The following is a 13,448-nucleotide window of genomic DNA, read 5'->3' as shown; positions in this document are numbered from 1 at the left end:
GTACCCTCTCCCCCGGCCATGCTCCGCGCCCTCCTCGACCACCTCGCGCGCCTCTTCGCCCCGGCAAAACCGAAAGAGCCGCCCGCGCCCGAAGAGGCCGAGGACGACGAACCGCTGCCCGACCCCGACGCAATCGCCGTGCTCCCGATCGAAGACGCGATCGACCTGCACGGCTTCGCGCCCCGCGACATCCCCTCCGTCGTCGAGGAATACCTGCACGAGGCCCACGCGCGGGGTTTTCCCGAGGTCCGGCTCATTCACGGCCGCGGCAAGGGCGTGCAGCGGCGCGTCGTGCAATCGATCCTCGCGCGCCACCCGCTCGTCGCGTCGTTCCGCGACGCCCCGGCCACGCGCGGCGGCTGGGGCGCGACGATCGCGCGGCTTCGTATCAATCGATCTTGATCGTCACGCCCACGCCGAAATGGTCCGAGGCGAACGCCCGGCCTGCATATTGCGGCGGGCACCCCGAAAGCTCGCCGAGCGGCGCGACGAGCTCCATGTCGATCCGCTCCGGCGCGGCCCGCCGCGACGTCCACACGTAATCGATGAGCGCCCGCTCCGGGCCGCCCTCGTGAAACGCCCGCGCCACGTCGTTCTGCTCCGTATCGTACGTCAAGAGGCCCGCGCGCGCCGTGTGATCCGTCAAGCCCTCGCCGAGTCGAAGCGAAAGCCCCTCGTATTCGCCCGTCCCGCAAGGCACGTTCAGATCCCCGCAGAGCACCGTGGGCACGCCGCTCGAGAGCGGCTCCCGCAACGCGTCGCAGAGCGCCTCGACCTGCGCCTTTCGCACTGCGAGGCACTCCTCCGGCGACACGCGCCCGTCGTCCGCCTGCAAATGCGTGTTCACCAGGAAAAGCTCGCGCCCGCCGGGCAATCGCACCTCCGCGAGCGCGGCGCCCTTCCGCGCGAACCCGTCCGCCCCCACGCCGCGCGGCAATCGCAAAAAGCGCGCTTTCACGGGGAAACGCGAGAGGATCACGAGGCCCGCGCCGACGAGCGTCTTGGTCGCCGCGCAGGGACCCGGCGGATCGTGCCAGAGCTCGGAGAAACCTCCCGCCGCCCGCAACGCTTCGAGCCGCTCGTGCACCCCGCCCACGAAATTTTCCTGGATGCACACGATGTCGAAGCGCGCGAGCGCCTCGATCACCGCCGGCGCGCCGAGGCGCTCGGGCCAGAAAGGCCGGCCCTCCAGGAAATCTTCGAGGCTCTGCGGCGCGCCGAAGCAGTTCCAGGTCGCGAGCCGAACGGACAGGGGCCCTTGGTCGTTCATCGGAAAAGCATTCTAATGCAAGCCACGAGCCCCTGCTGCACCTTCATTTCCTGGAATGGATGTTTTTCCCGCGCTTTCGCTCGGAGAGCGCCCAGCGGATGCCCATCTCCAGCGTCGAGCGGGTCACGATCGTGCCGAGATCGAGCCCGAGCCCGACGATCGTGTGCGCGACGTCCGGCCGCAGGCCCGTGAGCAGCACCTCCGCGCCGAGCAGCCGCGCCGCCTGCGTCGCCGAGACGAGCGCGCTCGCGACCTGCGCATCCACCACGCCCACGCCCGTCACGTCGAGGATCACGACCTCCGCCGCGTGCGCCACGATCCCTTCGAGCAGCGTCTCCAGAACCTGCCGCGCCCGCGCCGAATCGAGCACGCCCACGATCGGCATCGCGAGCACGCCTTGGCCGATCGGCACGAGCGGCGTCGAGAGCTCCCTCAGCGCATCCGCCTGCCGCCGGATGAGCTCCGACGTCGCCCGCTGCTCGGTGATGTCCGTCGCGAGCCCCACGACCCGCGTGATCTGCCCCGACGCGTCCTTCACCGGAAATGCCCGATCCCGAACCCAGCGAATCGTCCCGTCCGGCCGCACGACCCGATATTCGACATCGTATTCGCCCCGCTCCTGCAGCGGCAGCGCCTCGAAAACGCTCGGCCGATCGTCGGGGTGAATCGCGTCGAGGAAATTGAAACGCTGCTCGTAGAGCTCCGACCGCGGCCGTCCCCACACGGTTTCGTAGGCAGGGCTCACGTAAACGAGCACGTTTGCATTTGCATTCGTCATCCAGAAGACGTCGGTGATCGTCTCGGTGAGGACGCGGAACGTCTCTTCCCGCTCGGCAAGCGCGCGCGTGGCTTTTTGCGCCTCGGTGACGTCGCTGAGCGTCACCACGTACTGCTCCACCGCGCCTGCCGGGTCGCGCTGCACCATCACGTTCGCCAGGAGCCACACGCGATCGGCGTGCTTGGGCCGATCGATGCCGATGATCGTGGACGAGACCGACTGCCCCGAAGACAAGGCGCGCGCCGTGGGGGATTGGTCGGGCGGCAGGGGTTTTCCGCTCTCGTCGAGCATCGTCCAGCCCGGCTCGGACGGGGCGCGGCCGTGCATCTGCGCCTCGGTCAGGCCGAGCAGCTCGAGCGCGCGCCGGTTCACGAAGCGCATTTCTCCCCGCGAACCGCGGATGACGAGGCCGATCTGGAGGTTCCGGAGCAGCACGTCGAAGCGCGACTCCATGGCCGTGAGATCCCGCGTCCTTCTGGCCACCGTGTCCTCGAGCTCGCGCCAGCGCGCCGAGGTGTCGGTCATGTCGCGGCCGATCGCCACGATGAACGAAACGCTCCCATCCGCGCCGCGCATCGGCGTGTAGCTCGTGTCGAGGTAGACGACCTCCCCCGATCCGCCGCGGATCTTGTGCACCACCTGCACGACCTCGACCCTCGAAAACGCGCGCTCCACGCACTGCTCGATGCTCGAAGCCCGGTCCCCATAAAGATCCCGCGGCGACTTGCCCACGAGCGCCTCCGGTTCGAACGCGAAGAGCGCGCTCGCCGCCGTGTTCGCATAGACGAACCGACGTGCCGCGTCGTAGACCACGCAAACATCCTTCGACTGCGCGAAAAAAGCAGACGCATCGAACGGCAGCGGCGGAGCGGAGGCGAATGAAGAGGTGACCATGAGCCGATCGTATTCGCAGGATCGCCAAGATACGTGCGCAACGCAACAAGGATCCGAAGACCCGCGGAGCAGGATTTTGCTGTGCCTCCGCCGGGGGCGTGACGGTCTCGTGTGTGGAGGGCGGGCTGGGCCACGTCGACCGGGGCGTTCGTCGGAAAAGCAAAAACGAGGGCGTGACAAACGTGGGGATCCGTTGAAAATGGTGGCAGAGCGCGGCAAGCTCCGCGCTGCCTTCGAGGCACGATGAGCAAGGCGCGCGCAGGATCGAAGCCGAAGCCCACGAAAAAGGCCGCCGCAAAGGCCACGAAGGTCGCTACGAAGACGACCCCGAAGGCCGCCGCGAAAAGGCCCGGGGACGAGCCCGCCCTCGCACCGAACGTGCACCCGATGCCCGAGATCCGGTCCGCACGCACCGAGCCTCCGCCCGCCGCAGACGAGCCGCTCGTCGCGAAGTGGTCCGAGCGCGGGGCCGCGCTGCTCGGCGAGCTCGCCGCGCACGGCGCCGAGGACCACGAGTATCGCGTGGACCTGAAGGACGGACGTTTCGTCTGGCTCGATCCACGCGGACGCGTCTCGGCCGAGGCCCGCGCCCGCGCCCTCTGCAGCTACGCGCCCACGACGTCCTCGTTGACCATGGCCTGGGCCGATCCGCTCCTGCGCGCGGCCTCCGTGCGCCCGATCGACCGGATGCCCACCGAGCGAGACGACGTCGACGAAGAAGGGGCCTGGCACGTGGCGATCGCCGCGGCCGAGGCCTCGGGCGCGGAATGGCTCTACCGCGTGGCCGCGCCGCACTCGTGGTACTTCCTCGCGCTCTCGGAGCTCTCGTTCCAGCCGATCAGCCCCTCGTTCACGCCGGGCTCGCCGGCGGGGCTCGTTCTGTTGGAACTCGAAGCAAGCCGCAAGGCGATCCGCTCGGGCGCGGAGCCCGCCGTGGTGGTGCGCGAGCGCCTCGCGCGCGTGGGCAGCGCGCTCCTGCACGAGGCCGAATACGCGTACCGCAGCACGGACTGGGTTTCGCGCCTCGCGCGGACGGGAAAACGGCTGGAGAAGCTCGCGGGCGAGGTGCCGGTGCCGTCGTTCGAGTCGGTCGCGAAGGGCGCGTCGTCGTCGGAATGGCTGGCGCCGGACCTCGCAGGTAGCCTCGACGAGGCGTTAGGGCTGCTCGTCGACGAGTGGCGGCTGTTCGCCTAAAGCCTGCACGATCGCGTCGACCCCCGCGCCCGCCGCGATCTCCGTGGCGACCTCGGGTTTGTCCGTCCGGATGATTCGTACGGATCCGTTGTTCCCCTCGGCCACGACGTGCGAGAACCGATGGGCCGCCGCATATCGCAAGGCATCCGCCCCCGGCGCGAGGAGCGCCGCCGCGATGCCCCGCGCCCGCAGCGACGACGAAAGCGCCTCGCCGCGTGGATCCGGGGACACGAGCACCCGGATCGGCCGCTCCTCCCGCACGCCCGAGGCCTCCCGCGCCCGCGCAATCGCGTCGAGGTGCAGGCCAAACCCCACCGCCTGCAGGGGCAAACCAAAACGCCCGAGCAAATCGTCGTATCGACCGCCCGCGCCCACGGGCTCGCCCGGCCCCGGCGCGAGCACGTGGAAGATCGGCCCCGTATAATAGGCAAAACCCCGCACCTCGCCGAGATCGAGCCGCAAGACGTCCCCGAGCCCGCTCTCCCCCGTCCCGCGCGCCGTCTCCCAGAGCGCCCGAAGCTCGCCGAGCGGCCCCTCCGCCCCCGTCCCGGCGAACAGCTTTTCGGCGCGGGCGAGAATCTCCTCGCCGGGCCGATCCTCCGCCCCGCCCGAGAGCTCCGGCAGCGCCACGAGCGCCTCCGCCACGCGCGCCGGCACCCCGGAAGCCTCCCGGCCCGAAAGCAGCGCCCGCAGGCGCGATGCGTCCTTCTGCGCCAGCGCGTCCGTCACCTCCACGTCGAGCGGCGACGGCACCACGTCGACGAGCGCGCGCGCGATGAGCGCGTGGCCGAGGTCGATCACGAACGATTCGAGGCCCACCGCGCGCGTCACCGAGGCGAGGAGCCGCAGCGCTTCGAGGTCCCCCGCAGGCGACGGCGCGCCGTAGAGCTCCACGCCGGCCTGCGGGATTTGTCGGTGCTTTTTGGCGCGACCTTGACGGCGACGGACGATGGTCCCTTCGTAGCAGAGCCGGATCGGCACGGGCTCGGCGGCGAGGCGCGTGGCCACCATCCGCGCGATCTGCGGCGTCATGTCGGGACGGAGCGCGCACACCTCCCCCGACTCCGGCTCCACGAAACGCAGGACGTCGCCGGGGTCGAGCGCGCCGAGGCCCTTTTCGAGCACCTCGGCCAGCTCGAACGCCGGAGGCGTCACCAGGTCGTAGCCGTGCAGGGCGAAATGGTCGAGGATCGTACGGGCAAGCGCGCGCCTTCTTCTCGTCTCCTCCGGTAAGAGATCGCGCATCCCGGCGGGCAGCGGATGCGATAGCGCCTTGGGCGGAGAGCCAGAACGGTCCACGCCGGGCTTATACCGCGGCTGGGCAATCCGTGCGCATCGTTTGTGCCCTCGCTGCGATGGCCCACGCGATCCGCGAGGCGCGGAGGCACATCCCTCACGCCCCGACGTGCCAGCGGCGCCAGCCATTCGCGCGGATCCCGACCTGCCATGCCTGGCAGATGACTTGCTAACTCCGACGACCTGCCAGGCGCGCCCACGAAGTGCCGGGAATGCGCTGGTGATGGAGGCTCTCATGGCCGTCCAGGCCGTCACGACGACGCGTACCTCCGCGGCTCTGCCCGCGCCTGCCGGGGCCGAGGCCCGGCTCAGCGAGCTCATCGAGCGCGTCAAAAATGGAGACACCGTGGCGCTCGACGCGCTCACGCGTGCCATCCGACCGCACGTGGAACGACAGCTCGCCCGGTATCCCGTCTCGGACGAAGACAGGCTCGATCTCGTTCAATCGACGCTCCTCCAGGTCATCCGACGAATTCGCTCCTTCCGCGGCGATTCGAGCTTCACGACGTGGCTCTTCCGGGTCACGGCCAACGAAGCTCTGATGCTGATGCGCTCCCAGAGGCGTCAGCGGGCGCGGTTCGTCGGTGGCCTCGACCTCGAGGACCTCAGCGTTCTGCCCACGATGCGCGCCCCGGCGCTCGAAGACGACGCGGCGAGCGTGGCCGAACGCGAGCGGTTCGTCCGGCTCGCCCTGGGCGAGCTGCCGAACGACTACCGGGACGTGGTGATGGCGCATTACCACGAGGACCTCGGGCTCCAGGAAATCGCCCAGAAGCTCATGGTGAGCGAGAGCGCCGTCCGTTCGCGCCTCCACCGCGCGCGCCTGCGCCTGCGCGCCATTTTGAACGCGACGCCTTATGGTCGCGAGCTCCAGGCGGGATTCGGCCCGGTCGAGCGCCGGGGAACGACGGCTGGGTGACGCTCTACCCACCCCACGTCCGTGCGTCTCTCCGTACGCAGCGCGTGACACGGATTTGCCATCGACGAACCCTGCTCGCGTAGGAAATCGGTGGTAAGGTCCGCACTGACCATGCGCCCTTACGCCTTGCTTTCGCTCTTCGCCTCGACCCTCGCCACCCTGGCCATTGCGTGTGCCACCTCGAACGGAGGCGGCACCCCGTGGGACCCTCCTTCGGGACAAGGCGGGACCGGCGGGACCGGCGGCGCGGGCGGATCGGCGGGCCAGGGCGGATCGGCCGGCGAGGGCGGGCTGTTCCAGGACGACGGGGGGACGGGCACGGACGCGCCGCCCCTCTCGGACGACGCCGCGTGCGCCTCGACGGCGTCCGAGGCGACGGTCGAAAAACTGCCCGTCGACATCATCTGGGTCGTCGACAACTCGTCGAGCATGCAGCCCGCGATCGCCGAGATCAAAAAGGGCCTGAATGCGTTCGCCGCGCTCATCGCCGCGAAGAACCTGGACTACAAGGTCATCATGCTCTCGCTCCGGAGCAAGTCGAACACGGTGCAGGTCGGTGGCAGCACGCGGTACCCGATCTGCATTCCGGCGCCGCTCGCGGGCGACGACAACTGCGGCAATGGGGCGCGGTTCTTCCAGTCGAGCGTGGACATCCGGAGCACGCAGCCGCTCGAGCAGTTCCTCGGCACGCTCGGACAAACGAGCGGCTACACGCCCAGCGACGAGAAGGGCGGCGAGCCCTGGAAGCAGGAGCTCCGGCCCCAGGCGACGAAGACCATCGTCGTGGTCACGGACGACAACGCGCGCTTGTCGGCCAGCACGTTCGAGACGTTCGCCGGCGGGAAAAACCCGTTCAATTCGCTCATGTTGCCGCCGGGGATCCTGGACCCGAGCTGGAACGGGCTCTTCAAGGATTACGTGTTCAGCGGCCTCTACGGCTGGGGCTCGGACGCCGATCCGAACGTCATTTGCAAGTACCCGGACGGCACCGAGCCGCCGACCTCGGGCCTGACGTACACGACGCTCGTGAAAAAGACGGGCGGCGTCCGGGCGCAGGTCTGCGACGGGAGCGCCGCCTGGCAGCCGTTCTTCGACGCGGTCGCGCAGGCGGTGGACAAGACGGCGAAGCTCTCGTGCGAGCTCGCCATCCCGAAGCCGCCCACGGGCGAGGAGCTCGACCCGGAGCTCGTGAACGTGGCCCTCTCGGACGGCAGCGCGCCGACGTACCTGCCGCGCGTGAACGGCGCGGCCGACTGCAATGGCGGCGGCTGGTATTACGACGCCCCCGCGGCGCCGCAGAAGGTGATCCTCTGCCAGAGCTCGTGCGATCAGGCCCAGGCGCTGGTCGGCGAGGACAAGACCGGGAAGATCGAGGTCTTCTTCGGCTGCCAGTCGATCATCGAATGACCACGCCGATGCGCTCGAACGGCGCCCGGAGGTCCTCCGGCAGCGCCGCCTCGAACGTGATCGGCTTCCCCTCCCACGGATGCACGAAGCCGAGCGAGCGCGCATGCAGCGCGAGCCGCGCGAGGCCGAAGCGATCCCGATAATCGCGGTTCAGCGCGCCCTTCCCATAATTCGCGTCCCCGATCAGCGGGTGGCTGATGTGCTTCATGTGCCGCCGCACCTGATGCAGCCGCCCCGAATGTGGCTGCGCGTCGACGAGCGACAGGTGTTCGCCGCGCCAAACCCGACGGAACGACGTCGAGGCGGGCACACGCGGGCCGCCCTCGCGGCGGGGGATCGGGTGGTCGATCGTGCCGGCGTCGAGCGTGACGCCGCGGACGAGCGCGAGGTAATGCTTTTCGACCCGGCCCTCCTCGAACATCTCGCAAAAGACGCGGGCGCTCTCGGCGTCCCTCGCGAAGACGAGCACGCCGCTCGTGGCGCGGTCGAGGCGGTGGACGGGAAACACCTTCTGGCCGAGGGTATCGCGGACCTCGTGCATCGCGGTCCGCTCGTCGTCGGACCAGCCGGGGTGGACGGCGAGGCCGGAAGGTTTGTCGACGACGACGAACCGTTCGTCGTGGTGGAGGATCGAGAGCAACGCGCCTAACGCAGCTTGATCTTCGTCGTCGGCTCGCGCCAGCGCTGCACGATGCCGGGCAGCATCGACAGATCCCGCACGGTCACGTCCGGCCCCGCATGCACGAGCGCCTCGACCGTGGAGAAGCCGGACTCGACGCCCACGGCCCAGGTCCCGGCGTTTCGTGCACAAAGAATGTCCTGTGGGCCGTCGCCGACCATCACCACCGCCGCCGGCATCGAGCCGAGCTGCTTGGCCGCGAACAGGAGCGGCGCCGCGTCGGGCTTGCGCTCTTTCGTGTCGCCTCCGGCCACGATCGCGCCGAACCGATCCTCGATCCCGAGCGCCCGCAGCACCACGTCGGTCGTCGAGCGTGGCTTGTTCGTGCAGATGCCAAGCGCCATGTTCTCCATCGACGAGAGCGCCTCGATCGCCTCGAGCGCGCCCTTCGCCCAGCGCGTGAAATCGAGCGGGTGCTGCTTGTAGTAGTCGATGAAGAGGCGGACGAGCTCGTCGACCTCCGGCGCGTCCTCCGGGATCTTCGCCGCCCTCGAACAGAGGGCGCGCGCGCCGTCGCCGACGAGGCGCACGATCACCTGCGCCGGCTGCGGGTTGCGTCCCGTCGTGAGGAGCGCGTGGTTGAGCGCAGCCACGATGTCGCCGCGGCTGTCGAGCAGCGTCCCGTCGAGATCGAACACGACCGCTGTGGGGGGAAGCACGGGGTTCATCCTAGGCGATCGCCGGCCGGATCTGGAAGGGGCAGGAGGGTTTTACTTCCGCGGGCCGGTCACGCGGATCTCCCGGAGGCGCGCGCGCAGGGCCGCGTATCGCTCCTCCATGCCCCGACGCGTGTCGGGCGAACGCCAGAGGTCCTTTCGTTCCTCGGGATCCTGGCCGAGGTCGTAGAGCTCGTAGCCCGCGTTGTTCGAGACGATGAGCTTGAGGTCGCCGTGGATGAGCGCGCGGCGCGCGTCGTTGTACGGGCCGGCCGGCATGTCGATCACGACGTCGCGCTCGGCCGGCGTTTGTCCCTCGGGCAAGAACACGTCGGAGAGGAGCGAGGTGCCCGAGAGGAAATCCGGGCCTTCGGCGGCGGGTTTCGGCGGCTCGACGTGGAAGAGTTCGAGGACCGTGGGCGCGAGGTCGATGAGGCTCCTGCGCGCCTCGATGCGCGCGGGTTTGGCGCCCGGGACGTGCACGAGGAGCGGCACGCGCACGAGCGGCTCCCAGAGCTCGAAGCCGTGGCGGAACATCTTGTGCTCGCCGAAGGCCTCGCCGTGGTCGCTCGTCACGACGATCGCCGTGCGTTTGCCGAAGGGCGCCGCGCGGATGCCGTCGATGAGCCGGCCGATGTGTTTGTCCGTGAACGCGACCTCGCCGTCGTAGAGCCCGCGCTGACCCGCGCCGAAGCTCGGCACGTCGTCGTGGCGCAGGTAGTCGGCGTGCGGGTCGAGGTAGTGCACCCAGAGGAAGAAGCGACCCTGCGTGTTCTCGGGCTTTCCGAGCTGCGCGAGCGCCGCGTCCGTGAGCGCGTCGCTCGACTTCATGTCCGCCACGTCCCAGGGCGCGTTCTCGGGCGGCGCGGCCGAGAGATCGACGACGTCGAAGCCGCTGTCGAGGCCGCCGAACTTGCCGAAGTAGCGGTGCGCATGGACGCCCATCGTGCGGACGCCCGCGCGCGAGAGGCGCTCGGCGAGGAAGGTCTCGGTGTCCTCGAACTTGTTGAAGTGCCCCCAGTTGCGCTGCGTCTCGCTGCCGTATTTGCCGATCAGCATCGGACCAACGCTCTTGCCCGTGTACGAGGCGAGCGAGTAGGCCCGGAGGAACACCGCGCTCTCGGCCGCGAGTTTGTCGAGGTTCGGCGAGACGGGCTGCGGATACCCGGCGTAGCCGAGATCCGCGCGCAGCGTGTCCACCGTGATGAGCACGACGTTGAGATCAGCCGGAACGTCGGCGCTCTTCGGCGCGGGCGCTTGTGCCGCGGGCGTGGGCGCGAGCGCGGCGAGGACCTCGGCGCGGAGGTCCGTGCCCGAGCAATCCTCGTCGATGCCGTTGTCGCGGATCTCCACGCCGAGCGGGCCGACCGACGCGTCGCCCTCGCGGCAATCGCCGCCGCCGAAGAGCGCGCTCGCGCCGTCGTGATCCCGATCGGCGAGCTTGCGCATCGCCGCGAGCGAGAGCTTTCCGAGGGGCGCGTCCCGCTCGATCGCCTGCGCCACCGGCGCGCCTTCACCTCCGAGCGAGACGGCCGCCCGCGGCGTGAGCAGGAGCGGCGCGAGCGCAACGAGCGCCGCGACGAACGATCTGCGCGGCGACGCGAGCGCCGACGAGAGGACCGTGGCGAACGCGACGAGCGAGAGCATCCCGACCGCGCGCAGATCGAGCTCGGGGCGCTTGAGCACGCCGTAGATCCCGAAGAGCCCGCCCTCGCCGCTCGGCCCGCCCGTCGCGACGCCGAGGCCGAAGAGCAGGCCCACGACCACGAGCGCGGCGAAGGCCGTCTTCGCGGGATCGACGAACGCGGGCCGGCCCTCGCTCGCCGTGGCCAGCGCTTGCCGGAGCGCCGGCGTGAGCGCGAGCGAGAGCAGCGTCGCGAGCAGGCCGACGAGCAGCGTGCCCGTCGCGATGGCGAGCCCCGCGAGCGGCGCGGCGACGTCGAGCGCGAGCAGCGCCCGCGCGAGCTGCGCCGAGAGCGTCATCCACAGGAATGCGGCCACGATCGCGAGCGGCACGAACGCGGCCACGTCCGCGGGACGACCTTTGGCGCGCGCTCGCAGCGATGCGACAGCCGACGCGGGCGTCGGCGCCGCCTCCGGGAAGAGGAACACGAGCGACGTCGCCACGACGAGCCCCACGACGAGCGCGACGGGCGCGACGAGACCTGCGTCCGCCACGAAGATCGCGAGCGACTTGGCGGCGTCGATGTGCTCCTCTTCGCCGCCGCGTGCATAGGCCGCGTCGAGCGCGGCGGCGGCGAGGCCTGCGATCGACGCGCCCATCGCCCCGCGGGCGATCCGGCTCGCCCAAGCTCGAACGTACAGCGCCGTCTTCATCCCTTGTTGCGAGCGCGCGGCGCGCCTCTCTTCGCGAGCGGGTGCGCCGCGTCATACACCTTCGTCAGGTGATCGATCGAGACGTGCGCGTACCTTTGCGTCGTCGACAGGCTCGCGTGCCCGAGCATCTTCTGGATCGCCCGCAGATCCGCGCCGCCGTCGAGCAGGTGCGTGGCGAACGTGTGCCGGAGCGCGTGCGGGTGCAGGTCTGCGCGACCCGCGCCGAGCGCGCCGTACCGATGCACGAGGTGCTGCACTTGCCGCACGCTGATGCGCCGACCGAGCCGCGACACGAAGAGCGCTCGCTCGTCGAGCGCGCCCGTCTTCGGGTTCCGGAGCTCCTCGCGCCGCCCGAGCCATCGCACGAGCGCCGCGCGTGCATGCGAGCCGAACGGCACGATCCGCTCCTTGCGCCCCTTGCCGAGCACACGCGCCCGTCCCCCGTCCGCCTCCATGTCCACGTCGCCGACGTCGAGCCCCACGAGCTCCGACACGCGGAGCCCCGAGCCGTAGAGCACCTCCAGGATCGCCCGATCCCGCTGCCCTTCCGCCGTCGCCTCGTCGGGCGCCTCGACGACCTCCGCAGCGGCGTCCGCGTTGACGAACGTCGGCAGCGGCCGCCGCGCCTTCGGCAGCTCGAGCTCGGCTGCCGGGTTCTTCTGGATCTCCCCACGCCGCTCGAGCCATCGCAGGAAAGCTCGCACCGCGGCGATCTTCCTGCCGATCGAGGGCGGCGCGTGCGTCCGGGCGAGCTGCCCGAGGAAACCTCGAAGCACGAACACGTCGAGATCGCCGGGACCTCGTACACGCCCGCGACGCTCCTGTACGTGGGCGACGAGCTGGGCAAGGTCTCGACGGTACGCGGCCACGGTATGCGGCGACGCTCGACGCTCCTCGCCGAGGTGGCGCACGAAACGCGCCACGGCCTCTTCGAGGCCCGCGCTCTTCGCGGCGTTCTCCGGGACCGCGCTCTTCACGGCCCTTCCCGTAGCATCGCCCCCCGCCCCCGGGCAAAGAGACGACGGTCCCCACGCCTCTCTGTCGATCGACCGGCCCGGACCGGAACGTTCCGCGAAAAGATGCCTTCCGCGGGAGGGAACGGGTAGATTGCTCCTCGGGAACCCATGGAAGGCGAGACGCTCGATGGCCGCTACAAGCTCGGGGAGGAGCTCGGCCGCGGGAGTCATGGCGTCGTGTACCGGGCCGAGGACCAGCAAACCGGCACCGAGGTCGCGCTCAAGCTCCTGCGCAAGCAGGTGAAGGACGACCCAGAGCTCCCCGCACGCCTCTTCCGCGAGGCCCAGTCCCTCGCGTCGCTCTGGGGCACGAGCGTCGCGCGCATCCACGCATGCGGGACCGACCCCGAGGGCGCCTTGTACGTGGTCATGGAGCGGCTCGAAGGCGAGACCTTCGAAGCGCACCTCCAGGATCTGGAGTGCTTCGGCGATCGTTTGAGCTCGTACAATCTGCTCACGCTCCTCGATCCGATCGCGCGCGCGCTCCACGCCGCGCATGCGCTCGGCATCGTCCACCGCGACGTCAAACCGGCAAACCTCTTCCTCCTCTCGCCCGAGCGCGGCGGCGGCATGCGCATCCTCGATTTCGGCCTCGCGCAGGTCGTCGGCTTCGAGGCGCTCACGGCCGAGAACAAGCCGGATGGCTCGCCGAACTACGTCGCGCCCGAGGCGTGGCGCGGCGAGCCGCTCGATCATCGCGCCGACGTCTACGCCTTCGGCGCCCTCGTCTTCCGCGCGCTCGCCGGACAAACGCCGTTTTCGGGCGACTCCCTCGCGGACCTCTCCCTCGCCGTGACGACCGCGCCGCGCCCCGAGCTCGCCCAGCGAAGGCCCGACCTCGCCCCCGAGATCGACGCGTGGGCGGCGCGCGCGCTCGCGGCCGATCCGAACCAGCGTTACCCGTACATCCCCACGTTGTGGAACGACCTCATCCGCGTGATGATGAACGGCAAAGGCCCGAGCGCCGATCGGGTGCGACAAACCTTCCGCCTACCCGGCTAG

12 protein-coding genes are annotated in these 13,448 nt (G+C 70.1%); 5 read left to right on the top strand and 7 right to left on the bottom strand.

What is annotated here, in order from left to right:
• Nucleotides 1-18: 18 nt before the first annotated feature.
• Nucleotides 19-402 carry a Smr/MutS family protein gene (locus tag QHF84_RS34930; RefSeq protein WP_281317849.1) on the top strand — a complete coding sequence of 128 codons (384 nt, stop codon included), beginning with the start codon at nt 19-21 and terminating at the stop codon, nt 400-402.
• On the opposite strand, the gene QHF84_RS34925 is transcribed toward QHF84_RS34930, so the two are convergent.
• Complete coding sequence (locus QHF84_RS34925) at nt 389-1,270, bottom strand: endonuclease/exonuclease/phosphatase family protein (RefSeq protein ID WP_281317848.1); 882 nt, start codon at nt 1,268-1,270, stop codon at nt 389-391. The genes QHF84_RS34930 and QHF84_RS34925 overlap by 14 nt on opposite strands.
• Nucleotides 1,271-1,313: 43 nt before the next feature.
• On the bottom strand, nt 1,314-2,942 hold the full coding sequence (locus tag QHF84_RS34920) for a PAS domain S-box protein (RefSeq protein WP_281317847.1): 1,629 nt from the start codon (nt 2,940-2,942) through the stop codon (nt 1,314-1,316).
• A gap of 243 nt (nt 2,943-3,185) precedes the next feature.
• Between QHF84_RS34920 and QHF84_RS34915 the strand changes: the two genes are divergently transcribed.
• The gene (locus QHF84_RS34915) at nt 3,186-4,136 is read left to right on the top strand and encodes a DUF6882 domain-containing protein (RefSeq protein WP_281317846.1); all 951 of its coding nucleotides are present in this window, start codon (nt 3,186-3,188) and stop codon (nt 4,134-4,136) included.
• On the opposite strand, the gene QHF84_RS34910 is transcribed toward QHF84_RS34915, so the two are convergent.
• Nucleotides 4,098-5,435, bottom strand: coding sequence for an ATP phosphoribosyltransferase regulatory subunit (locus QHF84_RS34910; RefSeq protein ID WP_281317845.1), 1,338 nt, complete (start codon nt 5,433-5,435; stop codon nt 4,098-4,100). The genes QHF84_RS34915 and QHF84_RS34910 overlap by 39 nt on opposite strands.
• Before the next feature lie 220 nt (nt 5,436-5,655).
• Between QHF84_RS34910 and QHF84_RS34905 the strand changes: the two genes are divergently transcribed.
• Together QHF84_RS34905 and QHF84_RS34900 are read left to right on the top strand one after the other, a co-directional pair.
• Nucleotides 5,656-6,351, top strand: coding sequence for an RNA polymerase sigma factor (locus QHF84_RS34905; protein WP_281317863.1), 696 nt, complete (start codon nt 5,656-5,658; stop codon nt 6,349-6,351).
• A gap of 111 nt (nt 6,352-6,462) precedes the next feature.
• The gene (locus tag QHF84_RS34900; RefSeq protein ID WP_281317844.1) at nt 6,463-7,758 is read left to right on the top strand and encodes a hypothetical protein; all 1,296 of its coding nucleotides are present in this window, start codon (nt 6,463-6,465) and stop codon (nt 7,756-7,758) included.
• On the opposite strand, the gene QHF84_RS34895 is transcribed toward QHF84_RS34900, so the two are convergent.
• From QHF84_RS34895 to QHF84_RS34880, 4 genes are read right to left on the bottom strand one after another with little or no spacing between them, the layout of a single operon-like run.
• Complete coding sequence (locus QHF84_RS34895; RefSeq protein ID WP_281317843.1) at nt 7,748-8,398, bottom strand: pseudouridine synthase; 651 nt, start codon at nt 8,396-8,398, stop codon at nt 7,748-7,750. The genes QHF84_RS34900 and QHF84_RS34895 overlap by 11 nt on opposite strands.
• Nucleotides 8,399-8,403: 5 nt before the next feature.
• Nucleotides 8,404-9,105 carry an HAD-IA family hydrolase gene (locus QHF84_RS34890; protein ID WP_281317842.1) on the bottom strand — a complete coding sequence of 234 codons (702 nt, stop codon included), beginning with the start codon at nt 9,103-9,105 and terminating at the stop codon, nt 8,404-8,406.
• Nucleotides 9,106-9,147: 42 nt separating this feature from the next.
• Nucleotides 9,148-11,430, bottom strand: coding sequence for a sulfatase-like hydrolase/transferase (locus QHF84_RS34885; RefSeq protein WP_281317841.1), 2,283 nt, complete (start codon nt 11,428-11,430; stop codon nt 9,148-9,150).
• Entirely contained in the window at nt 11,427-12,407 is a 981-nt protein-coding gene (locus QHF84_RS34880; RefSeq protein ID WP_281317840.1) for a tyrosine recombinase XerC, read from the bottom strand. Before QHF84_RS34880 ends, QHF84_RS34885 begins: the two co-directional genes overlap by 4 nt.
• 147 nt (nt 12,408-12,554) lie before the next feature.
• Here QHF84_RS34880 and QHF84_RS34875 point away from each other — a divergent pair, with 147 nt between their 5' ends.
• Complete coding sequence (locus tag QHF84_RS34875; protein WP_281317839.1) at nt 12,555-13,448, top strand: serine/threonine-protein kinase; 894 nt, start codon at nt 12,555-12,557, stop codon at nt 13,446-13,448.

This window comes from Polyangium sp. y55x31 (genome assembly GCF_029946505.1).
Classification (GTDB): Bacteria; Myxococcota_A; Polyangia; order Polyangiales; family Polyangiaceae; genus Polyangium.
The sequence above is the reverse complement of the archived record's forward strand: the minus strand, read 5'-3'. Positions and strand labels throughout refer to the sequence as shown.

Excerpts from the sequence above, each read along its gene's own strand:
- QHF84_RS34930 (WP_281317849.1), top strand. The coding sequence starts at position 19 with ATGCTCCGCGCCCTCCTCGACCACCTCGCGCGCCTCTTCGCCCCGGCA.
- QHF84_RS34925 (WP_281317848.1), bottom strand. The coding sequence starts at position 1,270 with ATGAACGACCAAGGGCCCCTGTCCGTTCGGCTCGCGACCTGGAACTGC.
- QHF84_RS34920 (WP_281317847.1), bottom strand. The coding sequence starts at position 2,942 with ATGGTCACCTCTTCATTCGCCTCCGCTCCGCCGCTGCCGTTCGATGCG.
- QHF84_RS34915 (WP_281317846.1), top strand. The coding sequence starts at position 3,186 with ATGAGCAAGGCGCGCGCAGGATCGAAGCCGAAGCCCACGAAAAAGGCC.
- QHF84_RS34905 (WP_281317863.1), top strand. The coding sequence starts at position 5,656 with ATGGAGGCTCTCATGGCCGTCCAGGCCGTCACGACGACGCGTACCTCC.
- QHF84_RS34900 (WP_281317844.1), top strand. The coding sequence starts at position 6,463 with ATGCGCCCTTACGCCTTGCTTTCGCTCTTCGCCTCGACCCTCGCCACC.
- QHF84_RS34890 (WP_281317842.1), bottom strand. The coding sequence starts at position 9,105 with ATGAACCCCGTGCTTCCCCCCACAGCGGTCGTGTTCGATCTCGACGGG.
- QHF84_RS34885 (WP_281317841.1), bottom strand. The coding sequence starts at position 11,430 with ATGAAGACGGCGCTGTACGTTCGAGCTTGGGCGAGCCGGATCGCCCGC.
- QHF84_RS34875 (WP_281317839.1), top strand. The coding sequence starts at position 12,555 with ATGGAAGGCGAGACGCTCGATGGCCGCTACAAGCTCGGGGAGGAGCTC.